General features: G+C 56.0%; 23 protein-coding genes, 1 tRNA gene and 2 pseudogenes. 8 read left to right on the top strand and 18 right to left on the bottom strand.

What is annotated here, in order from left to right; genetic code table 11:
* Positions 1–200 (top strand): annotated as a pseudogene (locus tag A7P95_RS11890) (TIGR02594 family protein); the annotation flags it as partial.
* A 13-nt stretch (positions 201–213) separates the two neighbouring features.
* Here the strand turns inward: A7P95_RS11890 and A7P95_RS02620 are convergent.
* Together A7P95_RS02620 and A7P95_RS12540 are read right to left on the bottom strand one after the other, a co-directional pair.
* The gene (locus A7P95_RS02620) at positions 214–1362 is read right to left on the bottom strand and encodes a Fic family protein (RefSeq protein ID WP_067590742.1); all 1149 of its coding nucleotides are present in this window, start codon (positions 1360–1362) and stop codon (positions 214–216) included.
* Entirely contained in the window at positions 1337–1693 is a 357-nt protein-coding gene (locus A7P95_RS12540; protein WP_483782933.1) for a hypothetical protein, read from the bottom strand. The genes A7P95_RS02620 and A7P95_RS12540 overlap by 26 nt, the downstream gene beginning before the upstream one ends.
* 91 nt (positions 1694–1784) lie before the next feature.
* Between A7P95_RS12540 and lysC the strand changes: the two genes are divergently transcribed.
* Complete coding sequence (lysC, locus tag A7P95_RS12545) at positions 1785–1988, top strand: Rz1-like lysis system protein LysC (protein WP_483782934.1); 204 nt, start codon at positions 1785–1787, stop codon at positions 1986–1988.
* Here the strand turns inward: lysC and A7P95_RS02630 are convergent.
* The gene (locus tag A7P95_RS02630; protein WP_245636549.1) at positions 1965–2633 is read right to left on the bottom strand and encodes a hypothetical protein; all 669 of its coding nucleotides are present in this window, start codon (positions 2631–2633) and stop codon (positions 1965–1967) included. The genes lysC and A7P95_RS02630 overlap by 24 nt on opposite strands.
* A 58-nt stretch (positions 2634–2691) precedes the next feature.
* Positions 2692–3591 (bottom strand): recombination-associated protein RdgC, encoded by a 900-nt coding sequence (locus tag A7P95_RS02635; protein WP_067590747.1) that lies wholly within the window; start codon positions 3589–3591, stop codon positions 2692–2694.
* Positions 3592–3798: 207 nt separating this feature from the next.
* On the opposite strand from A7P95_RS02635, the gene A7P95_RS02640 reads away from it, so the two are divergent.
* A tRNA-Glu gene (locus tag A7P95_RS02640) sits at positions 3799–3874 on the top strand.
* A 369-nt stretch (positions 3875–4243) separates the two neighbouring features.
* On the top strand, positions 4244–4402 hold the full coding sequence (locus A7P95_RS11465) for a hypothetical protein (protein WP_156503474.1): 159 nt from the start codon (positions 4244–4246) through the stop codon (positions 4400–4402).
* A gap of 18 nt (positions 4403–4420) precedes the next feature.
* Here the strand turns inward: A7P95_RS11465 and A7P95_RS12450 are convergent.
* Positions 4421–5386 (bottom strand): annotated as a pseudogene (locus A7P95_RS12450) (recombinase family protein); the annotation flags it as partial.
* Positions 5387–5478: 92 nt separating this feature from the next.
* Between A7P95_RS12450 and A7P95_RS02650 the strand changes: the two are divergent.
* Complete coding sequence (locus A7P95_RS02650; protein WP_067590752.1) at positions 5479–6429, top strand: FmdB family zinc ribbon protein; 951 nt, start codon at positions 5479–5481, stop codon at positions 6427–6429.
* A gap of 62 nt (positions 6430–6491) precedes the next feature.
* Here the strand turns inward: A7P95_RS02650 and A7P95_RS02655 are convergent, their stop codons facing one another.
* Positions 6492–7415 carry an MFS transporter gene (locus A7P95_RS02655; RefSeq protein WP_067590755.1) on the bottom strand — a complete coding sequence of 308 codons (924 nt, stop codon included), beginning with the start codon at positions 7413–7415 and terminating at the stop codon, positions 6492–6494.
* A 307-nt stretch (positions 7416–7722) separates the two neighbouring features.
* On the bottom strand, positions 7723–9699 hold the full coding sequence (locus A7P95_RS02660) for an NAD(P)/FAD-dependent oxidoreductase (protein ID WP_067590759.1): 1977 nt from the start codon (positions 9697–9699) through the stop codon (positions 7723–7725).
* 538 nt (positions 9700–10237) lie between these two features.
* On the opposite strand from A7P95_RS02660, the gene A7P95_RS02665 reads away from it, so the two are divergent.
* Positions 10238–11176 (top strand): LysR family transcriptional regulator, encoded by a 939-nt coding sequence (locus A7P95_RS02665; protein ID WP_067590762.1) that lies wholly within the window; start codon positions 10238–10240, stop codon positions 11174–11176.
* Between the two features lie 236 nt (positions 11177–11412).
* Positions 11413–12594, top strand: coding sequence for an acetyl-CoA C-acetyltransferase (locus A7P95_RS02670; protein WP_067590765.1), 1182 nt, complete (start codon positions 11413–11415; stop codon positions 12592–12594).
* Positions 12595–12834: 240 nt separating this feature from the next.
* Here the strand turns inward: A7P95_RS02670 and A7P95_RS02675 are convergent, their stop codons facing one another.
* The 5 genes from A7P95_RS02675 to A7P95_RS02690 form a co-directional block, all read right to left on the bottom strand.
* Positions 12835–14058 carry a beta-ketoacyl-ACP synthase gene (locus A7P95_RS02675; protein ID WP_067590768.1) on the bottom strand — a complete coding sequence of 408 codons (1224 nt, stop codon included), beginning with the start codon at positions 14056–14058 and terminating at the stop codon, positions 12835–12837.
* Complete coding sequence (gene fabG / locus A7P95_RS02680) at positions 14058–14786, bottom strand: 3-oxoacyl-ACP reductase FabG (protein WP_067590771.1); 729 nt, start codon at positions 14784–14786, stop codon at positions 14058–14060. Before fabG ends, A7P95_RS02675 begins: the two co-directional genes overlap by 1 nt.
* Positions 14787–14864: 78 nt before the next feature.
* Entirely contained in the window at positions 14865–15353 is a 489-nt protein-coding gene (locus A7P95_RS11470) for a hypothetical protein (protein WP_156503475.1), read from the bottom strand.
* A gap of 116 nt (positions 15354–15469) precedes the next feature.
* The gene (locus A7P95_RS02685) at positions 15470–15919 is read right to left on the bottom strand and encodes a hypothetical protein (protein WP_067590774.1); all 450 of its coding nucleotides are present in this window, start codon (positions 15917–15919) and stop codon (positions 15470–15472) included.
* Positions 15920–16036: 117 nt separating this feature from the next.
* A complete protein-coding gene (locus tag A7P95_RS02690; RefSeq protein ID WP_067590777.1) occupies positions 16037–16549 on the bottom strand; it encodes a DUF4189 domain-containing protein in 513 nt (170 codons plus the stop codon).
* 264 nt (positions 16550–16813) lie between these two features.
* Between A7P95_RS02690 and A7P95_RS02695 the strand changes: the two genes are divergently transcribed.
* Positions 16814–17374, top strand: coding sequence for a PH domain-containing protein (locus tag A7P95_RS02695; RefSeq protein WP_067590779.1), 561 nt, complete (start codon positions 16814–16816; stop codon positions 17372–17374).
* 85 nt (positions 17375–17459) lie between these two features.
* Here the strand turns inward: A7P95_RS02695 and A7P95_RS02700 are convergent, their stop codons facing one another.
* From A7P95_RS02700 to purM, 6 genes are all read right to left on the bottom strand, one after another.
* On the bottom strand, positions 17460–18146 hold the full coding sequence (locus A7P95_RS02700) for an OmpA family protein (protein ID WP_082890697.1): 687 nt from the start codon (positions 18144–18146) through the stop codon (positions 17460–17462).
* A gap of 63 nt (positions 18147–18209) precedes the next feature.
* A complete protein-coding gene (locus A7P95_RS02705; protein WP_067590782.1) occupies positions 18210–18806 on the bottom strand; it encodes a phosphoribosylglycinamide synthetase in 597 nt (198 codons plus the stop codon).
* A gap of 289 nt (positions 18807–19095) precedes the next feature.
* Positions 19096–19539 carry a hypothetical protein gene (locus tag A7P95_RS02710; protein WP_067590785.1) on the bottom strand — a complete coding sequence of 148 codons (444 nt, stop codon included), beginning with the start codon at positions 19537–19539 and terminating at the stop codon, positions 19096–19098.
* A 259-nt stretch (positions 19540–19798) separates the two neighbouring features.
* Positions 19799–21100 (bottom strand): adenylosuccinate synthase, encoded by a 1302-nt coding sequence (locus tag A7P95_RS02715; RefSeq protein WP_067590788.1) that lies wholly within the window; start codon positions 21098–21100, stop codon positions 19799–19801.
* A gap of 53 nt (positions 21101–21153) precedes the next feature.
* Positions 21154–22155 carry a hypothetical protein gene (locus A7P95_RS02720; protein WP_067590791.1) on the bottom strand — a complete coding sequence of 334 codons (1002 nt, stop codon included), beginning with the start codon at positions 22153–22155 and terminating at the stop codon, positions 21154–21156.
* 89 nt (positions 22156–22244) lie between these two features.
* Complete coding sequence (purM, locus tag A7P95_RS02725; RefSeq protein ID WP_067590795.1) at positions 22245–23279, bottom strand: phosphoribosylformylglycinamidine cyclo-ligase; 1035 nt, start codon at positions 23277–23279, stop codon at positions 22245–22247.
* Positions 23280–23332 lie beyond the last annotated feature (53 nt).

Genomic DNA, 23332 nt, shown 5'->3' on the forward strand with positions numbered 1-23332 from the left:
TTGGGCAGGATAAGCATGGCAACCTGATGGTGTTGGGTGGTAACCAGGGCGATGCGGTCAATATCAAACCGTTTGCCAAGAGCCGCGCAGTGGCCTATCTGTGGCCGAACAAAGGCGGCAAGCCAGCCTACCCTGCCGATGGGCGTTATACGCTGCCGCTGTTGCAGAGTGATGGGAAAGTGAGCAGGAACGAGGCGTAGTTTTAAGAGGAAACTAATCGATACCGCCAATAAATCCTTGTTCTTTCAGCGAACTAATAATACCACGTATAAGATAGGAGTTTATAAAATTGGGTTCATAGGAGCGAAGACCTTTCCCTTTTGGGGAGATAAATTTTTTATCTACTAATTTTTTAATTTGGTATGTTCGTTGATTGGGGGACATGCTTGGGAACAACACCTTAAGATCGCCAGCTTTAATTTCTCCCTTTTTTATCAACATCCGTAATATTTGCTCTTCCTCTACGGTAATATGTTTTCTATCAATGGAGTATCTTAAGGCAGGATAAAGAATTTTTTCACTCAGAAAGCTAAATTGAGTTAGTTGATCTACTTTTTTCAACTCCTGAGAGATACCTGATAACACGTAGATGCACCACTGCTCTAAATCTTGGGGCTTCCCTGAGTCAGCGGCACCAAGCATCGCATAATATTGACTACGATCATTGCAAAAGACCGCGGTTGGGTTCAAAACCCGACCACCTACCTTTACGTTAAACCCGTATTTAACCAGTAAAGCATATGTTAATAATCTGACTGTTCTACCATTGCCATTACAGAAGGGGTGAATCCAACCAAAGCGATGATGAGCCAAAGCTATTTTCATCAGATCATACTTAGGTTTATCTTGTTGGTTGATAAATTTGACAAGTTCCTTCATATAATCAGGAACAAGCAGTTGATCAGGAGGCAGGTGAAAAGATTGGGAAATACTAACAGGTATTTGACGATAGGCACCTGGTGTCTTATCCCCTTCACGCTCTAGATTCTGAACAGCAAGAACATGAAGCTCTCGGATAAAATGTTCGGAAATCATATCCCCTGCCTGCAAATGGTCATCAATATACCGCATGGCTGTTTCAATATTACGTATTTCACTAAGCTGATCCTCTGGCAGAGAAACAGAATCAAGCCTGCTTTCAACATAGTCAGCAAGGGTAGTATGGTTGCCTTCAATCCGCGCAGAGCCGAGGCTCTCAAGCATATGGAATACGGCCTTTAGCTGTAAAAAGATTAAAGGTGGAACATCCCCTTGGAGCTGAAGATGTCTCAACACCTCAAGCTCGTTGAGGACATCAACCAGCTCGGAGTCAAAACTAGGGTTGATCAGTCGAAGGTCAAAATGTTTGAAAGAAGGCGCCATGATCTTGATCGGCTGATTTGTAAAAACTGGAATTTAACATTTTTTTTATGTTGTATTCAATGCTTTTTGCACTATGCCAAGCAGAATATATCTTGAATTGATCTATTGAAACATCTTGAAAAGGGTCTCTATGATGTGGTTTTTTAAATACTGGAAGCCGCTGCTTGGCGGCGTACTGCTGATAGCCGTAATCGGCGGTGAAATCTACTACGGCAAACTGCGCTATCAGGCGGGCTACGATGCGGCCACGTCGGCCATCACCGCCAAGATGATAGAGCAGCATCAGCAGCATCAAAAAACCGCCCGGGCGGCGAGTGTGGAATATCAACAAGGAAAGTCCGAACGGGACGAGAAAGCGAGAGTGCAGCGTGAAGTGGTACAACAAATTATCGAGCGGCCTGTGTTTGCTGGCGATTGTGTGGATGCAAGCGGGGTGTCAGTCCTCAACGCCGCCATTGCCGAGCGCCATTGAGCCGCCCGCAGACTTGGCTACGCCCTGCCCTAGGCTACCTGAATTGTCCGGCACCACGGGCAAGGTCATGCTGCCGTGGGCGCTGGAGGTGGTGCATCTGTATAACGACTGCGCGGCTCGGCATGACGGGTTAATAAAGGCATGGCCAAGGTAGGGAATCCGTTCCGCAAAAAATTTCCAGCCTTTGATTATATTGGATAAAAATTAACTTCAAACGCAACGATTGCGGAACGGAAATATAGCCGAAAGCCTTATAAATGCTTGGTTTGTTATATTCTACCGAATAATAGGCTTCGGCCAGCACTTGTGCGGGGCTGTCGTGGTCGGTATTGCCAATCCGCCATTCGTCAAACGCTTCGCCAAGCAGCTCTGCCGTTTCGTTGTATTCGTCGTCGGGCTCGCCGAAGTGTATTTCTTTAACGGCGGCGAGTGCGGCCAGCAATGCTTCGTCTTCGGCAAAGCGGGCAAATTCTTGCAGGCCGGCCAACAGCTTCTCGCCGGTTTTTTGCGCTTCGGTCTCACTTTGCGCGGGCGGGCAGAAATAGCCGGGGGCATAGCCGCTTTCGAGGATTGCCGAGTTGCGCTCGGAAGTGCTTTGATACACGGGCAGAATACGCGCCAGCAGTTCCTGCCCGCGTTCCAGCGGTTCGAACACGGTAGCCACGCCTTCTCCGCCGGGCATGAAGCTTTGGAACAGGCCGTAGAAGAAATCTTCCCAGCCGTCGTATTGGTCGGGGGGTTGGGGCTCTTCGCCTAAGAGTTTGAACAGATATTCCGCGTATTCTTGTTGCGTCATCATACTTTCCTTTTGGCTGATATTTTTCAGGTAGCCTTTAGGCAGCAGGCTACCTGAAAACTCAATCCTGCCAGCCGCCCAGCAGCGCCACCAGCTCCTGCAACAGCGCCGACAAGCCCTCGGCCATCAGCACCTGCGAAGCGAAAGCCAGGCTGGGCGCATCATCGCCGTGGCTTTCCGCCTCTTCCTGCAACACATCCAAATACTGAATGCGCTTGAGCGTGAAATCCTGAGTGAGCACAAAGGCAATCTGCTCGCGCCACACCAGGCCAAGCTGGGTAACCGTTTTGCCGTTTTTCACGTGCTGCACCACTTCTTCGGCAGTCAAATCCTGCTTCGACACGCGCACCGTGGGCGCCGCGTCGCCCGCGCCCTTGAGTTCGCACATATCGTCCAGCTCGAAGCCGCCGCCGCACGCGCCTTGCAGCAGCCATTCGGTCATCAGCGAAGAGGGCGACTGCTTGGTGTTTGGCAGCTTGGCCTCTAGCCCGCCCAAAGCCTCGCGCAGCTTGGCCAGCAGGTTTTCCGCGCGGGTGGCGGAAGCTTGGTTGACCAACAGGAAGCCGCTGCGCGTGTCGCACACGGCTTCGGTTTTGCTGCTGCGGGTAAAGGCGCGGGGCAGCAGGTCGTCGGTAATCTGCTCTTTCAGTTCCTGCTTTTCCTTGCGCCCCACCGTGCGCGCCTCCGCTTCCTGGATTTCGGCCACTTTCTCTTCCAAAATCTCGCGGATCACGCTGGCCGGCAGCACCTTTTCCGATTTTTTTAGCGCCACGCCCCAAGTGAAATCGGCGGGAAACACCCATTCCGGCGAAAAAACCTGCGGCGGCGCAAAGCCCTCGCCAAACCAGTCCAAGCCCTGCGGCGGCGCAAACGCGGCCTCCTCCAGCTTGGCAGACAGGGTTTCCGCATCCGGCAGTTTGTCTTTATTCAGGGGGTAAAAGCTGACTTGTTTAAACCACATTTTGCTTGCTGCTTCCGTTTGTTTCAAAGCGTGGCATTATACCGCCAATCCCGTCCGTTTGCCGTTTTCGCCCCGCCCGCGCCACCCGTTGCCGCCACAGGCTACCTGAAAGCGCCAGCCGCCGTGCAAGTTTAAGCGCAAGCGCCCCAAGCCGCCGCGCTTGACAGCCTGCCGCGCATCAGTATAATGCGCGCCTCTCATACGAATGCGCCCATCGTCTAGAGGCCTAGGACACTGCCCTTTCACGGCGGCAACCGGGGTTCGAATCCCCCTGGGCGTGCCAATTTTCTGTACTATGAACCCCTGTTGGGTCGTTAATGATTCGTTCGGGGTTGTAGTGAATGACCACTTCGGTGGGATTTATATCAATTTTTCTGATAAAGCTCTGCAATAAAATGCGGAGTTTTTTTTCGTTTGTAGTATTCAAAATGATGTTTTTCAGTGTGTGCAGGGCACTATCGACATCTATCTCCGGTATCGCTTCAACATCGGGCGCGGCAGCCAGTTTGTCGAGTTCAACGAGCAGGGTTTGTTCCCGCTCGTCATAGCTGGCCACGCGCTCGAGTAGAGAGCGGCTGTCCGAACCTGCCTGCCCGGATTCCACTAATTCGAATAGGGCATTGCGCCGGCGACGCAGATCGGCGAGTTCACTTTGCAGCAATTTGCGCTGCTCGGCATCGCTGCTGCGTTTCTCGGTGTATTTTCGGTAGGCTTCGCCGATAAAGTCGCTGACCACTTCTTGGGTGAGCAGTTTATCGACCACGATGTTCAGCAGGTAGCCATCCAATTTTTCAGCCGAAATGCGGCGTGAGATGCAGTTGCAGCCTTTTTTGAAGCCGCTGCAGTTGTAGTAGTTGTAGCGGCGTTTGGTTTTGCTGGTGGCGGTTTCAATGCTCATCGCTTTGCCACAATGGCCGCACCGCAGCAGGCCGGTGAATAGGAAATGGCTGGACGGGCTGCCGGTTTGCTTGTAGTCGGGGCGGTAGCGCTTCTGCACGGCCTCAAAATCCTGTTCCGAAACCAGCGGTTCGTGGGTTTGCCGGATGATCCATTCTTCTGGTGGATTGTTTTTGTTGCCGCTACGCTTGTTGTAGACGGTCTGCCCGATATAAACGCGGTTTTTCAGCATATGTGACAGGCTGGCCGCCTGCCACTCCGCCCCGCGCCGAGTGTAACCGCGGCTGGTAAAACTGCGGGCGATGGCAATGGCGCCTTCACCGGCAGCAAAGCGGCGGAAGGCTTCCTGTACCAGTGTCTTCTCGACATTGTTCGGTACCAGTTTGCGCCGTTTCCCGTGGCTGGCGATTTGGTAGCCGAACGGTGCGCGACCACCGTTAAACCAGCCTTCTTCCGCGTTTTTCAGCATGGCGCGGCGGGTGTCGCGGCTGATTTGGCGCGACACCTGTTCATCCATAATTTCCATAATCGAATCAGTGAACCAGCCTTCGTCGGTATCGCTATCGATATTCATTGAGGCATACACTAGGCGGGTGCCGCTTTCGCGCAGCAGCAGTTTGTAGCTGGCGGCATCCAGTTTGTTGCGGGCGAAGCGCGAGGTGGACCACACAATAAAATAGTCCACATCGTTTACCGCACAGTAATGGATGGCGCGCTGGAACGCCTGGCGTTTCATGGCCGAAGTGCCGGTGACGCCTTCGTCGCGGAATATCTGCAGCACGCTGGCGCCGAGCTCCTTGGCCTTCTTTTTGCATTGGTCGGTTTGGGCATCAATGGAAATGCCCTCGTCGGCTTGGCGGGCGGTACTGACTCGCACGTAGATAATTGCTCGTTTCATAGTTTCCTTCCCTGTGCAGGGTGGATTTTACTGCCTATCCTGTGCCAAAAATACCCCTGTTTTGTTCTTGTCTTTGGTCGTTTAATGCCCGTATGGTCGACCATTCTTCCCAATCCCTCGATACCGTTGTTTTCCGATGCGCCGCCTGCAAGCACACCTTCGAGTGCGCCCCGCAGACGGTGCAGGATGCGCCTGAATGCGAATGGCATCCATTTACCTATCAGGCCGCCTGCCCGAAATGCGGGGAGACCTGCGCCCAGGCGGCCTGGCACCGCAATCTGATGAAGGGCTGGGCAAATGCCACCGGGCCGAAGACGCCGGAAGGCAAAGCGGCGGTGCGCAAGAATCTGGAAGGGCACCCAACGCCGGAGGAAACGCGGCGTACCCGCTTCAACGCGCTCAAGCACGGTATGAATGCCCGCACTGCCACTTATTTCCCCGCCAAGCCGGACGGCTACCCGGCTTGCCGCACCTGCACGGTGGACCGCGAATACTGCCGCAACCAGCCGGCCTGTGTGAAACAGACGCAGCTGTTTATGCTGCACCACGCCGCGTTCGAGCAGCGCGACCCGCGGTATTTGACCGAGATTTATGCCGATATGCAGGCGGCTATCACCGCCATTATCCAGCAGATATTGCAGACGATTGTGGCGGACGGGGTGGCCTTGCGCTCCCCCGCTTGGAAGGTGGATCAGGAAGGCAATGTGGTGATCGGCGAATACCTCGACCCGGCCAGCGGCGAGATGAAGGTGATTTACGAAGTTCACTCCCATCCGCTGATTCGCAGCCTGCAGGATTTCTTGAGCAAAAACGGTCTGTCGTTGGCCGATATGGGTATGACACCGAAAGTCATCGAGCAGGAAGAGCAGGCGTTGGGCCACCTGAAACAGGATGCCGCCACCCAGCAGTCGCTTTTGGAATACTCCGAGCGCAGCGCCAAAGCGCTGGAAAATTTATCGGTACTGGCACAACGCGCTAACGAACGCAAACAGCAAGACCCGGTATTGATTGAATACCGGCAGCAGAACGGGGATAAATCATGAAAGAGTTTGCAATCAGCGCCCTGTTTCTGGGTAGCAAGGTGGCAATCGTGTATTTAGCCTATCTATCGGCGAAAGAACGGGTAGCTGAACGCGGCGGATACGGCAAACGCGGCCGCCAGCACCAAATTGTCTTTCTTGCCTTTGAGCAGCATGCCGGAAATAAAGCCGCTGATTGGCGAGCCGACGGCGAAGGCGATGGCGTAGTAGAACATCAAATCAGCGCCGGCCAGCTGCCCCATGTGCAGCTCGTCGCCGATAAAGCTCGAACCGATGGAGTTCACCGACTGCTGCAGCCAAGTGCCGCCGAAGAAACACAGCCTGCCCAGAATGACCAAAGGCTGAAGCATTTTGAATTTTTCCGGCGGCGGGGAGGCAGCGTCGGGCGCGGCGCCGGTGTGTTGCGCAACAGCCGGTTTCGGGCCGAGCATCACCGCAAAGGTGAGCACGATGCCCAGCGCATTGATGCCGGAAAGAGTAAGATACGACTGCGTCCAGTTGCCGGCAGCGGCTTCCACCAAGCGCGGCACCAGCAGGAAGCCCGCTGCAATCCCCACCGACACCGCCATGCCCTGCAAGCCGGCCACGATGCCGTGTTCGTTTTCCTTAAACCACTGGTGCGAAAGTACGGCCACCGACACCATAATCGGCCCCGTGCCCAAGCCCTGCAAGGCGCGGCTGACAAACAAGCCCACGGGCGAATTGCCCGCCATCAGGCCTACCAGATTGCCGACAATCGCCAGCAGCAGGCCGCCGATATAGATTTTGTTCACGCCGAATTTGTCCACCAGCATCCCGCCGAGCATCACGGCGGCCACAATGAACAGATTGAAGGTGCTCATGGCGATGGTGATGATGGTGGGCGGCGCCATGCCCGAAGACTGCGCGATGCTCCCCACCACCGTTACCGGCGCGATCAAAAGAAGCGAGGTGGACGCGGTAACGATAAACATCACCAAGGCCACAAACCATCTGAAATTCGTATGCATAACAACCTCCTTACCGGATTGCTCCGCAGTTAATCGGGTGCTTCCGAATATAGAGGGGGAGGGGATAGCGGCGGAAATTCTTTATTTAACGACGGTCATGCAATTTGGACATAATCAAAAAAACAAATAGGGATGGATGCCGCTCAAGCAGCCTATCCCGTATCAACAAAGGCTACCTGAAAAAAGTTCAGGTAGCCTTTTGCTGCCGGATTGATGGGTGGAATGATTGCATATCCTTCCGCCATCATTGGCAGGAAACAGACTAGTATTTGCCAGTTAAACAGATCTTGCCGTTCAACTTGTGCGCTTACAAAATATCCATTGCCGCACAGAATCCTTCATAAGTGGCTTCTTTTACCGTTCTAGCCTGCCGGGCATCGCCAACTACAATAAATCTCGGGCAAACGCCTTCCAACCGTTTGACCAAATCTTTATTTGAACGGCTGCCGCAGCAATGCAGCACCAGGTCGGCAGCAATTTGCTGTTGCTTGCCTTCTTTATTGAGATAAATCACACTGTCTTCTGTGATTTCCTGTATTTGCACGGAACAAAGAAGGTTCATCCCTACTTTGGCCATTCGCGGCATCAAGGCAGTGCGTTGGGAAGGCAGGGCATCCAGCATCACATCTTTCCGCCTTTCCAGAATCGAAACATGCGCACCCCATTCGGCGGCAAAGAAATAACCCGACTCACAGCCGATATCGCCGCCGCCGATAATCACCACACGTTTGTTTCTCACCTCATCCGGATGGGTATAGGCATAAAGCGCGTGTTTGGCATGTTCGATACCCTTGATATCGGGCACATAAGCCCGCCCACCCACGGCACAGATCACATAATCCGGCTGCATCTCTGCAAGCAATTCTCTGGTTGCTTCCGTATTTAGCCGAATATCCACATTGTGGTATTTGCAGCGGGCAACCATAGAATCTTTAAACCGCTTCAACGACTCTTTGTCGTTGTCAATATCGGTAAACCACAACACGCCGCCCAAGTTGTTTGATTTTTCCAGCAAAGTTACCTGATGGCCGCGTTCCGCAGCGGTAACGGCCGCATACATGCCGCCAACCCCGCCGCCTACCACGACCACATGGCGGCGGCCTTTCGGCTGTGGTGCATTCCGCCAGCGCAATTCCCGTTGTCCGCGAGGGTTTACTGTGCAATGCCAAAGTGCCGGAATCGGGCGGGCATCGGGGTCAGAGCTCAGCGGGTTGAAGCAAGAACAACGCAGACATGGCGCTATCTGGTCTTCAATGCCGTCGCGGGTTTTGTTGACAAAATCGGGATCGGCAAATTGTTGGCGCCCCATGGCGACAATATCGCATTTCCCCGATGCAATGGCTTTTTCAATCTGTTCCGGCGAATTAAACCCGCCCACTGAAATAACCGGAACATCAACATGTTTTTTAATGGCTTCGGCCAAATCCAAGTTGCAGCCGTGCGGATCAAACATGGAGCTGAAAGCCTTGGTATTGACGTGATCCTGATAAGAACCGGACGTTACATGGATCAAATCCACATGGTGTTGGATAATCTTTGCAAACTCGATGCCGTCCTCCAGCGTCATCCCGCCTTCCATCCGTTCCGAACCGGACAAACGGTATTCGATGAGCAAATCATTGCCGCACACTTCGCGAATCTTTTTACACACCATAATCGGAAATTTCGCCCGGTTTTCCATACTGCCGCCGAATTCGTCGGTACGGTGGTTGAATTTGGGGGAGATAAACTGGTTCAGCAGCCAGCCGTGTCCGCCATGCAGGTTGATGACTTGGAAACCTAAAGATTTGCATACCCAAGCTACTTCTGCCCATTGTGCGGCTGTTTTTTCCATCATTTCCACCGTCATCTCCTCTACCTGCACCCCGTCTTCACGGACAAATGCAGATGGGCCGATGGGATTTTTATGGCCGGGGATGGTATCAGGGTGGTTCATTGCCCCGACGTGGTTGAGCTGAATGGTGGCCACCGCGCCGTGCGCCTTGATTGCTTCGGTCAGTATCATGATAGCTTCCATGTGGATGGTGGACATCGGGTTTTCCCACAGGTTCAAACCATGCTCATGCCGCCAAGAATATTCATGGTCGATGAAGCTTTCGGTGATTGTTACTTCTGCAAAGCCTCCTCTGGCTTTGGTTTCATATACATCAATGGCTTCCGGAGTCGGGTAGCCTTGTTCGGTAACAACACGGTTGGTGGTGATCGGGGAGGCGAACACCCGATTTTTGAAGGTAACGCCTTTGATGGTTAAAGGTTGAAACATGTGGGGGTATTTGCTGTTCATGACATAACTCCTTGCTGGTAGTAGCGGGAATGTATCGGAACCTCTTATGTAGTCAGTGGTAATCCGTCCGACGGATGGGCTGTGCGTTTTGGAAAGCTTGAAATTTTTTGGTATCTGTCCGGATGAAAACAATAGATGCAGATTGCTTTAGAGGCTACCTGAAAACGCAATGCAGCGCAGTTTCTGTGAAGCTGAATTTTTCAGGTAGCCTTTTGTTGATGCCGAACGAGGGAAAAGCATGCGGTTCAATCCGATAGGCCTGCTCGCTCAAATTGTGCGGAGAAAAGTTGGCTGCCGATTGGTGTTTCGGCCGCGAGGATGATTAAGTGCATCTGAATATAGAGAGGGAGGCTCGGCGTTGGAAATTCTTTATTTAGTGGCGGTCATGCATTTTGGGTATAATCAAAAAAACAAACGGGAATATGCTGCTGCCGGTTGAGCAGCATATTCCCGCAAAGTTATACTTTGTCCGCTTGAAACTGGCGCACTACAAGCAGTAAAACTCCAGTTTCAAGCGGCAATACAAAGGAGACAGCACATGAAAATCCACCTGTTCCGCGAGTTCATCACTTTGGCCGAAACCCTCAATTTCACCAAAGCCGCCGAGAAATCCCACATCACCCAGCCGGTATTAAGCCGGCACATCAAAGAATTGGAAGATTTTTTCGGCACGCCGCTGTTTCTGCGCGATACCCACGGCGTGAAGCTCACCAGCGCGGGCGAGATGCTGCTCTCCGAAGCGAGAAAAATCGTTTGGCAGTATGAGCACACCCTTTCCATGATCCGACAATTCACCGGGCAGAGCCGGCGCAGCATCGCCATCGCCTACCTCGGCGAAGCCTTTGCCCAGCTGCTGATCGGCGTGTTGGAGCAATTCAATCTGGATTATCCCGACATCGCCGTGCACTACCGCGACGTGGAATTAGACGAGCTGCTGGAACTCTTGGAAGGCGGCGAGGCCGACATCGGCTTCATCGTCCGCCCCAATCTGATGGAGCAATGGCAGGGTTTCGACACCCTGCCCTTCCACACCGACCCGCTGTGCGTGGCCGTGCACCGCTCGCACGAGCTGGCGCAGAAAGGCGGCAAACCCTCGCTGCACGATATCGCCCGCTATCCGCTCATCCGCGAAAACCCGCAAACCTTCACCCATTCCGACCAATTCAGCACACACTTCCTCTCCGCCTACCGCCTGCAATACACGCTGTATAAGGAATACCCCAACCTGCGCACCTGCTTTTTCAACCTGGAGCGCAACAAAAACACCGTCTTGCTGCTGCCCAAACACCGCGCCCGCTCGCTCGGCAGCGAAACTGTGCTGCTGGAAGTGGCCGAGCAAGACTATTTCTACAATATGGAACTGATTTGGAGCCGGAAAAACAGCAACCCCGCCACCGCGCTGTTTGTGAAAACCTTCCGGCAGCATTGGCAGGATTCGCGCGACAGGCTGGAAGAAGCCATCCCCGTGGCCACATAAGCCCCGTGCCCATCCACCCCCAATTGAGGCTACCTGAAAAAGACATTGCGTTTTTCAGGTAGCCTCTTTCCATTGCCGCGCCTCTCCGGTTATCCCGAAAACACATAGCCCGCCACACAAAAAGCATTTCAGTTCCGCTGTCGCCTGCGCTTTAATCCTTGGCAGAGACGGCATAGCAGGCCGCCATGGAATCGGGAGCAGGCTCCCGCAGCGAACAAATTTTAAGGATACTGGATATGGAAAATGTGGTGATTGTGAGCGCGGCGCGTACCGCCATCGGCAGTTTTAACGGCTCTCTGGCGGATGTGCCCGCCGTGGATTTGGGCGCCACCGTTATCCGCGAAGTGTTGCAGCGCGCCAAAGTGGGCGCGGAGCAGGTAAACGAAGTGATTATGGGCAACGTGTTGCAGGCCGGCCTCGGGCAAAACCCCACCCGCCAGGCCGCGCTGAAAGCCGGCATCGGCGAAGAAGCCGAATCGTTCACCATCAGCAAAGTGTGCGGCTCGGGGCTCAAAAGCGTTGCCTTGGCCGCGCAGGCCATCGTGGCCGGCGATGCCGAAATCGTGGTGGCCGGCGGCATGGAAAACATGAGCCAGGCGCCCTATGTGCTCGATGGCAGGGTGCGGCGCGGCGTGAAAATGGGCAACCTCACCCTGCGCGACACCATGCTGGAAGACGGCCTCACCTGCGCCATGAACCGCTACCACATGGGCATCACCGCCGAAAACGTGGCCGAGCGCTACGGCTTGAGCCGCGAAGAGCAAGACGCCTTTGCCCTGCGCTCGCAAACCCTGGCCGCACAGGCCATCCAATCCGGCGCGTTTGCAAAAGAAATCGTGCCGGTTACCATCCCCACGCGCAAAGGCGACATCGTATTCGCCCAAGACGAACACCCCAAAGCCACTTCCGCCGAATCGCTGGCCAAACTCAAAACCGCCTTCAAGAAAGAAGGCGGCACGGTTACCGCCGGCAATGCCTCCGGTATCAACGACGGCGCGGCCGCCCTGCTGCTGATGAGCGAGGGCAAGGCCAAAGAGCTGGGCTTGGCGCCGCTGGCACGCATCCGCGGCTACGCCAGCGCCGGCGTGGATCCGCAAGTAATGGGCCTGGGGCCGATTCCGGCGGTGAAAAAAGCCTTGAAAAAAGCCGGCCTGGATTTGGCCGACATCGATTTGATCGAGGCTAACGAAGCCTTTGCCGCCCAAGCGCTGGGCGTGAGCAAAGAGCTGGGCTTGGATATGAACAAAGTCAACCTGAACGGCGGCGCCATCGCCCTGGGCCACCCCATCGGCGCCAGCGGCGCCCGCATTCTGGTGAGCCTGCTCTACGGCATGCAGGCGCGCCAAGCCAAAACTGGCCTGGCCACCCTCTGCATCGGCGGCGGGCAGGGCATCGCCATGATTGTGGAACGGGTTTAGCCTGCTTGCCGGCATTAATCAAAACCCCACCGCCCGTGCAGATTGCAGGCGGTGGGGTTTGCTGCTGCTGTAAAGGGCTAAAGGCTACCTGAAAACCATCCGAGCATTTTTCAGGTAGCCTTTGCGCTTGTGCCGAAAGCGTTACGCCGTTGCAGCTTGCGTTTTAGCTTTGCAGAAACTCAGCCTTGCTTCGCAAGACATCGTTTTAACTTCGTTGAAGCTGACGCTTTCAGGTAGCTCCTACCAACGCTTGAATATCAGCGAGGTATTCACGCCGCCGAAGGCGAAGTTGTTGTTCATCACGTATTCGGTGTCGATGCGGCGGCCTTGGCCGGTGAGGTAGTCGGCTTCGCCGCAGCGGGGGTCGATGTTGTCCAGATTCAGCGTGGGGGCAAACCAGCCATTGCGCATCATTTCGACGGCAAACCAGGACTCGAGTGCACCACACGCGCCGAGGGTGTGGCCGAGGTAGCTTTTTTGCGAGCTGAGCGGGATGTGGCCGAACACGGCGGCGGTGGCTTGGGTTTCGGCGATGTCGCCCTGTTCGGTGGCGGTGCCGTGGCCGCTCACATAGCCGACGGCGGAGGGCGGCAGGGCGGCGTCTTCGAGGGCGAGCTCCATGCAGCGCTGCATGGTGCGCATTTCGGGGCGGGTGATGTGGCTGCCGTCGCAGTTGGCGCCGTATCCCACGATTTCGGCGATGATGTGCGCACCGCGCGCTTGGGCGTGTTCCAATTCTTCCAGCACCATCATGCAGCCGCCTTCGCCGAGCACGAGGCCGTCGCGCGCGGCATCATAAGGGCGCGGGGTGAGTTCGGGCTCGCCGTTGCGGAGGCTGGCGGCATAAAGGCTGTCGAACACATAGGCTTCGGAGGGGCAGAGCTGGTCGGCGCCGCCGGCCAGCATCATGGGGATTTTGCCGTATTTGATCGCTTCGTAGGCATAGCCGATGCCTTGGCTGCCGGAGGTGCAGGCGCTGGAAGTGGGGATCAGGCGGCCGGTGAGGCCGAAGAAGATGGCCACGTTGGCAGCGGTGGTGTGCGGCATCATGCGCACATAGGTGTTGGCGCTGAAATTGTTGGGCTGATGGGCGAGCAGCAGGCCGATGTCGAGCACGTCGGCGGTGCTGCCGCTGGACGAGCCGGCGGCCACGCCCATGCTGCCGTTGCGGATGACGGGGTCGCCGAGTAAACCGGCCTGTTTCAGGGCCTGTTCGGCGGCGTCGGTGCAGTATTGCGCCAGCGGGCCCATGCTGCGCAGCTGTTTGCGCGTCCAATGTGCGGGCGGGGCATAGGCGGGCAGCGGCGCGCCGAGGCGGGTTTCCATTTCGGGGAAGGCGTCCCACGCCTCCATGTGGCGCACAGCGTTTTTGCCCGCGCGGAAGGCGGCTTCGATTTCGTGCCACTCGCGGCCGAAGGCGCACACCGCGCCCACGCCGGTAATCACCACCCGTTTCGTTTTCATCAGCACAATCCTCCGTTTACCGCAATCACCTGCCGCGTGATGTAGGCGGCGTGTTCGCTCATTAAGAAGCGCACGGCATGCGCCACTTCTTCCGGCCGCCCCATACGCTGCGCCGGAATCGCCTTCAAAATCTCTTCCACCGGCACGTTTTCATCCAAAATTTCCGTATCAATCAAACCGGGCGCAACGCAGTTTACCGTAATTTTGCGTTTGGCCAGCTCCACCGCCAAAGCCTTGGCCGCGCCGATTAGCCCCGCTTTCGACGCGCTGTAGTTCACCTGCCCGCGGTTGCCGATCAGGCCGGACACGGAGGCCATGCACACAATCCGCCCCGGCGCGCGGCGGCGGATCATCGGCATGATGAGCGGGTGCAGCACGTTGTAGAAGCCGTCGAGATTGGTGCGCAGCACGCGATCCCAATCTTCGTCTTCCAGCGCGGGGAAGGCATTGTCGCGCGTCAGCCCCGCATTGAGCACCACGCCGTAATACGCGCCGTGTGCTTCAATATCCACTTCCAGCACGCGGCGGCATTCGGCGCGGTCGGCCACGTCAAACTGCAACACCCGCGCCTGCCGCCCCAGCGCACGGATTTGTTCCGCTACCGCTTCGGCTTCCGCCATGCGGCTGCGGCCGTGCACCACGATGTCGAAGCCGTCTTGCGCCAAGGCCAAAGCCGCCGCACGGCCGATGCCGCGCGTGGAGCCGGTGATGAGGATGGTTTGGGTCATGATGGGGTTCCTTGTGTAGAAGGCAGCCTGCTCCGGTTGAGGCTACCTGAAAAATAAGAAAGGCTAACTTAGGCGGCTTCATCTTGGCCTAGGCAGGAAAGCTGATAAAACTAGGGAAACTGCCACGCCGCATTTGATGAATATCCATATGTCGTCGCCTGTTGCACTTAATGAAAAAAAGCAAACTAGGGTCGTGCTTAATGTGCCAAGGATGACCATAATACATATGCCGAGCCAATTTCGCTGCAAATTCAAAATCATGATCAATACCCCAACCAATAAAGCAGGCAGGCCGCCGTAAATATAGCTGAATGGTACGGCGAGAGGGAAAAACATTAATGTTATCAACAGCCCTGAAGTATGGCTGCCATCAATGCTCCAACCAATCACACACATCAAAAAGAACAGCCCCAGCGGAGGACCGAGTGCTAGACAAACTGCGGGAAATCCCCAGTCATATGCCGGCTTGGCTGAGCCCCTATTGCGCCTATTTTGTGCCATTGTAATCTCAAATTTTCGCCTATTAGTGAGGCTACCTGAAAAATCGGGGAAAGCAGATTGTGCCACGCCTGCGCCGGTTGGGAAACGGGGAGGGCGCAGGCGGGGCGGTTTAACTTCGTTTTAACTGCGTTGAAGCTGACGCTTTCAGGTAGCCTTTTGGGCTGGAGGCCGCTGGAAAAGGCCTATCGGCAATAATTGACGACAATCCGTGCGCCGCCGTCTTGCGGGTGGTAATACGCCCCTGCGTCGCCCCATGTAAAGCGGCGGCATTGCCCTGCTGCCGATGGGTGAATGGTGCACGGAGTATCGCCCAGCTGCCGATCCAGCCATTGCTCAAACTGCTTTCTGCGCTGCCATTCGTGCGCCTCCGACCATGCCTCCCAGCCCGTGTCTTTGCCTATCGGGCAGAAAAATAGGGATAGCCTGGCCAGCCGCTGCTGCTCGAACCAAGCGGTAAGGGCATATTGTGTGGATTGCTCGGTAAACGACACGCCGAAAGAGGTGATCCCGGCCTGCGGATGATGCGGGCAGGATTCGGGAAACAGGGCAAGCCAGTTATCCAAAGTGGTGTGCGCTGTGATGGCGTGGCCGCCGGGCAGAATGATGCTGCCGTCTTCGGGCTTGATTTTCATATTTGAAGTTCCCCATGCGGTTGGCAGGTAATCTGCAAACAGACTGGCGGATGGGAGAGGCTACCTGAAAAAGAAAGGCTGTGTAATCATCTGGTTGGCGGTTTTTGGGCGTGTCCGTTATGGGTGCAGATAATATTGGTGGCGGGCATTGAGCTGGCGGATGTCGAGTTTGCAGCTGGCTGCGCCGCTGTGGCGGCAGCGGTTCAGGGCTTCCTGCTCCACCCTGCCGCACACGCCGGAAGCGGAGAAGTGGAAATTTGCGCCGCCGGTTGGGTTGGGCGAGGAGGCCATGGCGAGGCAGCCGTTGCGCTGGAAGGCAGCGGCGCGGCATCCGCCCCGGCCGGATTGTTCGCAGTTCATCACGGCGTCAGCCTGCGCGGCTTCTTGGCCGAAAAAGCCGGTAGACCAGCCCCATGCGCCGGTTTGGGCATTGACGGCGATGGCGGCATAATAATCGGTGCGGCGGGAGAAGTCGGGGGCAGGTTTGCTTGCGCTTTGATTGGGTGAGCAATTCGGATTGTAGCCATAGCCGCATAATGCCGGGTTGGTTTGTAACGGCCCTTGTGTCGGGTTTTGGGCATAGGCATGGGCGGACAGCACGGCGGCGAAGGCAAGCAGGTATTGTTTCATGGGGTTTCCTTGTGGTGTGCGGCAGGCTGGGCTTTCAGGCTGCGGCTGTTTTGCCCGCGGATTGTACCTGCGAACCGGTTTGGCCGGAATGGTGTTGGCCGTTTTCAGGTAGCCTCTTCAGGGCTGAAGGCTGCGGGAAAGGCTACCTGAAAAATCATGCGGCCTCCGCAAACCGTTCTGCAGCCGCCGGGGGAAACGTGATAAATTTGAATATATTGTTTGATGGTACAATCATCCCGTTTCATGAACCGTCTGGAGGGGCAAATGCTGAAAGAATTCACCGACCCAAACGAAAACATCCTGTGGCAGGGCAAGCCGCACCGCCTGCTGTATGTGATGGGCAACCCGCTGATTTACCCTTTCGCCCTGTGCTGGGGGCTGTTCGACCTGTTTTTCATCACTAAGTTCAACGCCGCCTCGCACGGGATGTTTCCGCATGCCAACCTCTTTGTGCTGTTGCATATGGCGCCGGTGTGGTATGCGATATTTTCGCCAATCTACCGCTTTTTTAACTGGTACCGCATCGATTACGCGCTCACCGACAAGCGCCTCTATTTCACCGCCGGCGTGATCGGGCTGGATATTGCCAGCCTGGAGCTGCCGGAAGTGCATAATTTGCGGGTGTATGTGGGCGTGCTGGAAGCCTTGTTTAAGCGCGGCACGATACGCTTCGGCAACCGCAATGCCCTGTATGCGATTGAAAAACCATACGAAGTATATAAGCTGATTCAGCAAACCGCGGTGGATATTACCACCGACCGCCAGTTCCCCAACCAGCTGCGCCCCGAAGAAAACCCGGGCTACCATACCCGCTATAAGCCTTAATAGCGGAAGCCGATAAAACAGGCCGTTTGAAAACAGATTTTGCTGCTTTCAAACGGCCTCTTTCTTTCCAAACTAGAGCGGAAACCTAGCTCCCCAGCTGCGTGGTTTTGTTCACAATAATCTCCACGCGGCGGTTTTGGGCACGGCCTTCCGGATTGTCGCTGCCGTCGGGGTGGGTGTTGGGCGCGATGGGGCGCGTGGCGCCGAGGCCTTCGATTTGGTAGTTCTGGTGCAGACCTTGTGCTTCAAACCAGCTTTTCACCGCCTGAGCTCGTGCCAGAGACAAACGCTGGTTGTAGGCATCGGAGCCTTTGCTGTCGGTATGGCCGGTGATCAGAATCAGCCCTTGGCCTTTGCGGCGGATCACTTCGGCGGCTTTTTGCAGCTCGGCATCGGCTTCGGGCTTGAGATCGGCCTTGTCGAAATCAAACAGCACATCGGAAGATAGATTGATTTCGATGTTAAACCCGGTTTCGGTGCCGCTCAAACCGCTGCCTTGCGCCGAGAGGCCGCTGCCCTGGGAAGATAAGCCGCTGCCTTGAGAAGATAGGCCGCTGCCCTGCGCCGACAGGGCAGAAGAGGCGGCTGCGGCAGAAGAGGCGGGCGATGCCTGCTCAGAAGCGGCGGCGGGCGCGGGTTGCTGCAAATCGGCCGCGCTGGCGGCAAGGGTTTGCTCCTGCTGCGATTGCTGGTCGGCGGGAGTAGGCTCCTGCCCGCAGGCGCACAGGGCGGAAACGGCCGCCACACAGGCAAGGAAACGCAATGTTTTCATAAAGCAAGCTCCTTCAGGGGCGGCGGGGCGGCGCTAGGCCGCCCATATGCCGCCGGGTGGAAATCAGCGGCTCACCGGCACCGAATCAAACGAGCCCGCACCGGGGAAATCGATGGTGATGGTGGGCGTGGTGGCGGCCGGGGCGGGGAATTTCAGCGCGATGATTTTGGGCGAACTGCCTGTGAGACTTATTGTATTGCTCACGCCGGGGGTAGGGTCGGTCATGTATTTGCCGCTTTCGTCTTGCAGCAGGCTGATGCGTTTGCTGGTGCTTTCGTCGATATAGGCAAAATCGGCAACCTTGCCAGAATGCTCATTAGTGAATTTATAATTGCCGCTTTCATTTTTGGGCGGAATATACATAAATTCCACATTCAGAATCTGGCCGACCACCTTCACTTTGGTTAAAGCCAGCGTGCCTCCTTCGCCAAACGGTTTGGACTGGATGGCATTTGCTGCCGGGTCTTGCTGCTGCTGCGGGGCGGCCGGCTCGCGGATTAGGCTGGTGCTGGAAGCGGGCTCGGGGGCAGGCGGCGCGGGATTGGGGTTGGGGGCTTGTTCTTGCGCCTGCGGCGGCGGGGTGGGCTCGGGATCTTTTTGGCAGGCGGCGAGCAGGGCCAAAGCAGACAACACAACAAGGGCAGATTGGGAAACACGCATTTTGGATACCTCTTTCAGGGTTGGGATATTTCTAATGAAAACACGATCAGACTGCTGGCCGTGTATACCAAAAATCCCGATAAAATTCAAGTGAGCCGCAGCTGGAACAAACACTCAACTCAAGATATAAACGGCAGCCCGCCCATGCTGTTGCTGCGCAGCCGGTTTGTTGCATCGGTGTTGGCTATTTTCAGGTAGCCTTTGCTCAGAAGAGGCTACCTGAAAATGAGCAAAGCGGCTTTCGCTGCCACGATGTTTTGCACAGCCGAAAAACCCGCCGCCCGCCCGCTCACGCCTTGGGCAGAAACCGCGATAGCACCAAGGCTGCCGCCGCGCCGCAGCCGGCAAATGCCGCCACCGCCAGCAGCCGCATCTGCATATCGACCTGCGGCCAATCCACCAGCACCACAAATGTGCCGAAGGCCGCCGCAATGGCCGCGCCGATCAGCGTCATGGCTGCCGCGCCTTTTTTGTTGCGCCGCAATCCGAGCTGCGACACGGCCAGGCCGGTGAGCGCGCCCGGCACGGCGCCGTAGAGGAAGCCCCACAGCAGCAGGCGGGGCAGCAGCCCGCCGCCCGCCGCTTTGCCCGCGAGCAGCAAATACGCAGCCAAGGGCAGCACGCCGCCGAGCAGGCCGCAAATCAAGGGCATACGCCAGCGCCGCCATTCCGCGCCGAAGGCGGCGGCGGGGGAATGCGGGCGGGGCGGCGGGGGCGTGTGTTGTTGCGTCATGAGGGTTCCTTGGGGTGGTTTGAATTGCGTTGAAGCTTGCGTTTTCAGGTAGCCTTTTGGTGCTTGGGCGTTGGGGCAACGGTTGCCATGCGGCCTGCACGGGCGCTGAGGGCGGCCGTCTTGCCGTGCCAAGCTCCGCTCGCCCTTGCAAGCCGGGCAAGCGGAAGGCTACCTGAAAAAGGCTGCAACGCAGTGGGAACAGGGCACGGCAAAGTTTCTGCGAAGCCGGGATTTTCAGGTAGCCTTTTCGTGCGGCGGCTTAGGCGGCAAACGGGTGTTGCAGCACGATGGTTTCCACGCGGTCGGGGCCGGTGGAAACGATGGCGATGGGGGCGCCGCACACTTCGGCGATGCGTTTCAGGTAGCCTTTGGCGTTGGCCGGCAAGGCGTCGAAGCTTTGCACGCCGAAGGTGGATTCGCTCCAGCCGGGCAGGGTTTCGTAGATGGGGGTGCAGCCGGCCACGGCGTCGCTGCCGAAGGGCAGGATGTCGGTGGTGCTGCCGTCGGGCAGGGTGTAGCCGGTGCAGATTTTGATCTCGGGGATGCCGTCCATCACATCGAGCTTAGTGATGCACAGGCCGCTGATGCCGTTGATTTGGATGGCGCGTTTGAGGGCGGCAGCATCAAACCAGCCGCAGCGGCGGGCGCGACCGGTTACCGAGCCGAATTCATTGCCGCGTTCGGCCAGACCTTTGCCGGTGTCGTCAAACAGTTCGGTGGGGAAGGGGCCGGAGCCGACACGAGTGGTGTAGGCTTTCACGATCCCGAGCACATAATCCAATGCCTGAGGCGGTACGCCTGCACCAGCGGAAGCGGCACCTGCCAAACAGTTGGACGAGGTAACAAAGGGATAAGTGCCGTAGTCGATATCCAGCAGCGTGCCTTGTGCCCCTTCAAACAGCAGGCGTTCACCACGCTGGATGGTGTCATGCAGGCTGCGCGACACATCGGCGAGCATCGGTAGAATACGTTCTTTGAAGGCGTTGATTTTGGCCATCACATCATCAAACTGCACGGGCTCGGCGCCGTGCAGATGCTGCAGCTGCACGTTGTACACTTCGAGATTGGCGCGCAGTTTGTTGGCCAACAGTTTGGCATCGGCTAAATCGCCCAAACGGATGGCGCGGCGGGATACCTTGTCTTCATAAGCCGGGCCGATGCCGCGGCCGGTAGTGCCGATTTTGCCAGCGCCTTTGGAGGCTTCGCGGGCGTGGTCGAGCGCCACGTGGTAGGGCAGGATCATGGGGCAGGTGGGGGCGATGTGCAGGCGGCCAGCCACGTTTTTTACGCTGGCGGCGGTGAGCTCATCAATTTCGCTGAGCAGGGCTTCGGGGGAGACCACCACGCCGGAGCCGATGTAGCAATGCAGGTTTTCATGCAGGATGCCGCTGGGGATGAGGCGCAGCACGGTTTTCTTGCCGTTCACCACCAACGTGTGCCCGGCATTGTGGCCACCTTGGAAACGCACCACGCCGGCGCATTCTTCAGCTAGCCAGTCTACGATTTTGCCTTTGCCTTCGTCGCCCCATTGCGCGCCGATTACTACGATATTTTTTGCCATAATGTTGTTGCCTTTATTTGTTAATTGGTAGAAATGGTTTTTTGTACTTCTGCCTACATTAGCATCTTAATGTGCTCAGGTAGCATGGGCAGGGTCAGAAATGTTAATTCATACATACTGCTGAAAGCCTTAGCCTGTGCTTCGTCTATGTCGGTAACCAGTAAGATAAAGTTTTCGGCAGGAATATTCAGCCGTTTACGTAGGGTAAGGTATTTATCCAAATCACGACGGTATTCACCGGTTTTGCATTCGATTACCAAAGGCTGCCTGCCAGCAGGCAGAAAAACGACATCCAGTTCATGCAGGTCTTCATTCGCGAAACGAATTTCCAAGCTTCTGGCGCAAGAGAAAGAATAAGTTTTCCCCCGTTGTTTGGCTTCTTTTAATATCTGCCCGAGCGCGTACCATTCCAGCCATTCACCGCTAAAAAATTGGCGGATAGGTGAGGCACTTTGTAACTTTAAGTGAATGAGCTTATCCTGCTTCTGGTAAGAATAACGGGAAAACAGAGTATGGCTATAAAACTCGCGGCAGATGTTGTTAATTTGCTGTGCTTCTTTTTGCGAATATTTCTTCAAATCCACATTCAGCCCACTATGGCTGTTGCGGTATGACCAAGTAATTCTGCTGATAATGTCTTTGAATACGTTGTAATGCTGCCCGATACGCTCAGCAGCCTCATCGTAATAGCCACTCATATCTACAGCAGAATAGTCAAAATTTGGGGCAATTTGTTTGTCGGCGAACCATTGTGCCAATCCGAAATGCTGTTGTGCCGTACTTAGAACCTCGGTATCAGACAATTTAATACCATGCAGCGGATTGGTATCACTTGATTGTGTGGATTCATTGACTGAATCAGAGGCCTGTTCGCTTTCCTGCTCTTTCAACGCATTTAGTTCGCGCATAACAGCAGCGTAGCGGTTAATCAACTGACTGATGAAATACACGGTATCGTAAACGGTAACGGGCTGCCCACATTTTTGGCATATGGCTCCTTCTTGTACAGAATGTTCCCCTAGCTGTTTACAATGGTTGCAGCGATAGACGCCCATTGCTTCCCCTTGTTAATCATAATAAATAAGAGATGCTTGGATTTTTCAGGTAGCCTATCCATCCTAACAAATAGGCTACCTGAAACTATTTATGCCACCTGCGTTTGATGTTCGCTTCCCGCGCGTTCGCGGATTATGCCCAGGAGGTATACGGTTTCGCCTTGTTCGGCGAGGAAGGCCTGCGCTGCATCAGCCTGCTCGGCAGGCACGATAACGGCCATGCCGATGCCGCAGTTGAAGGTGCGGTACATTTCCTGTTGCCCCACGTTGCCGGCCTGTTGCAGCCATTGGAACAGCTTGGGCAGCGGCCAGGAGTGAGCGTCGATTTGCGCCACGCAGTTTTCAGGCAGTACGCGCGGGATATTTTCGGTGAGGCCACCGCCGGTAATGTGTGCCATGCCTTTGATTTCAAATTTTTCCAGCGCGGCCAAAATCGGTTTCACATACAGGCGGGTGGGGGCGATAACGGCTTGGCGTAGGGTTTTGCCGCCGTCGAACTCGGCATCCAAATCGGGATTGCTGCGTTCGATGATTTTGCGGATGAGGGAATAGCCGTTGGAGTGCGCGCCGTTAGAGGCAAGGCCGAGCACTACGTCGCCGGGCCGGATGCTGCGGCCGTTGATGACTTTGCTTTTTTCCACCACACCCACGGCGAAACCGGCCAAATCATATTCGCCTTCGGGATACATGCCGGGCATTTCGGCCGTTTCGCCGCCAATCAGGGCGCAGCCGGATTGTTCGCAGCCCGCGGCGATGCCTTTAATCACATCGGTGGCGCGCGCCACGTCGAGCTTGCCGCAGGCGAAATAGTCGAGGAAAAACAGCGGTTCTGCTCCCTGCACCAGGATGTCGTTCACGCTCATGGCCACCAGGTCGATGCCCACAGTGTGGTGAATATCCCATTCAAATGCCAGTTTCAGCTTGGTGCCCACGCCGTCGGTGCCGCTCACCAGCACGGGGTTTTGATACTTCTTGCTGATTTCCACCAGCGCGCCGAAGCCGCCCAAGCCGCCCAACACTTCGGGGCGCAGGGTGCGCTTGGCAAAGGGTTTGATGTTTTCGACCAGTTGGTCGCCCGCATCGATATCGACACCGGCATCGCGGTAGCTGAGGGATTGGGTCATGTTCGGGCTTTCGGGAAAGGGAAACGGAAAGCGCTATTTTACCTGATTTTAAG

The organism is Eikenella longinqua (assembly GCF_001648355.1).
GTDB lineage: Bacteria > Pseudomonadota > Gammaproteobacteria > Burkholderiales > Neisseriaceae > Eikenella > Eikenella longinqua.

Bases quoted from the DNA above. Each gene is read 5' to 3' on its own strand.
- A7P95_RS02620 (WP_067590742.1), bottom strand. From the start codon at position 1,362: ATGGCGCCTTCTTTCAAACATTTTGACCTTCGACTGATCAACCCTAGT.
- lysC (WP_483782934.1), top strand. From the start codon at position 1,785: ATGCAAGCGGGGTGTCAGTCCTCAACGCCGCCATTGCCGAGCGCCATT.
- A7P95_RS02630 (WP_245636549.1), bottom strand. From the start codon at position 2,633: ATGATGACGCAACAAGAATACGCGGAATATCTGTTCAAACTCTTAGGC.
- A7P95_RS02635 (WP_067590747.1), bottom strand. From the start codon at position 3,591: ATGTGGTTTAAACAAGTCAGCTTTTACCCCCTGAATAAAGACAAACTG.
- A7P95_RS02650 (WP_067590752.1), top strand. From the start codon at position 5,479: ATGGTCGACCATTCTTCCCAATCCCTCGATACCGTTGTTTTCCGATGC.
- A7P95_RS02655 (WP_067590755.1), bottom strand. From the start codon at position 7,415: ATGCATACGAATTTCAGATGGTTTGTGGCCTTGGTGATGTTTATCGTT.
- A7P95_RS02660 (WP_067590759.1), bottom strand. From the start codon at position 9,699: ATGAACAGCAAATACCCCCACATGTTTCAACCTTTAACCATCAAAGGC.
- A7P95_RS02665 (WP_067590762.1), top strand. From the start codon at position 10,238: ATGAAAATCCACCTGTTCCGCGAGTTCATCACTTTGGCCGAAACCCTC.
- A7P95_RS02670 (WP_067590765.1), top strand. From the start codon at position 11,413: ATGGAAAATGTGGTGATTGTGAGCGCGGCGCGTACCGCCATCGGCAGT.
- A7P95_RS02675 (WP_067590768.1), bottom strand. From the start codon at position 14,058: ATGAAAACGAAACGGGTGGTGATTACCGGCGTGGGCGCGGTGTGCGCC.
- fabG (WP_067590771.1), bottom strand. From the start codon at position 14,786: ATGACCCAAACCATCCTCATCACCGGCTCCACGCGCGGCATCGGCCGT.
- A7P95_RS02685 (WP_067590774.1), bottom strand. From the start codon at position 15,919: ATGAAAATCAAGCCCGAAGACGGCAGCATCATTCTGCCCGGCGGCCAC.
- A7P95_RS02690 (WP_067590777.1), bottom strand. From the start codon at position 16,549: ATGAAACAATACCTGCTTGCCTTCGCCGCCGTGCTGTCCGCCCATGCC.
- A7P95_RS02695 (WP_067590779.1), top strand. From the start codon at position 16,814: ATGCTGAAAGAATTCACCGACCCAAACGAAAACATCCTGTGGCAGGGC.
- A7P95_RS02700 (WP_082890697.1), bottom strand. From the start codon at position 18,146: ATGAAAACATTGCGTTTCCTTGCCTGTGTGGCGGCCGTTTCCGCCCTG.
- A7P95_RS02705 (WP_067590782.1), bottom strand. From the start codon at position 18,806: ATGCGTGTTTCCCAATCTGCCCTTGTTGTGTTGTCTGCTTTGGCCCTG.
- A7P95_RS02710 (WP_067590785.1), bottom strand. From the start codon at position 19,539: ATGACGCAACAACACACGCCCCCGCCGCCCCGCCCGCATTCCCCCGCC.
- A7P95_RS02715 (WP_067590788.1), bottom strand. From the start codon at position 21,100: ATGGCAAAAAATATCGTAGTAATCGGCGCGCAATGGGGCGACGAAGGC.
- A7P95_RS02720 (WP_067590791.1), bottom strand. From the start codon at position 22,155: ATGGGCGTCTATCGCTGCAACCATTGTAAACAGCTAGGGGAACATTCT.
- purM (WP_067590795.1), bottom strand. From the start codon at position 23,279: ATGACCCAATCCCTCAGCTACCGCGATGCCGGTGTCGATATCGATGCG.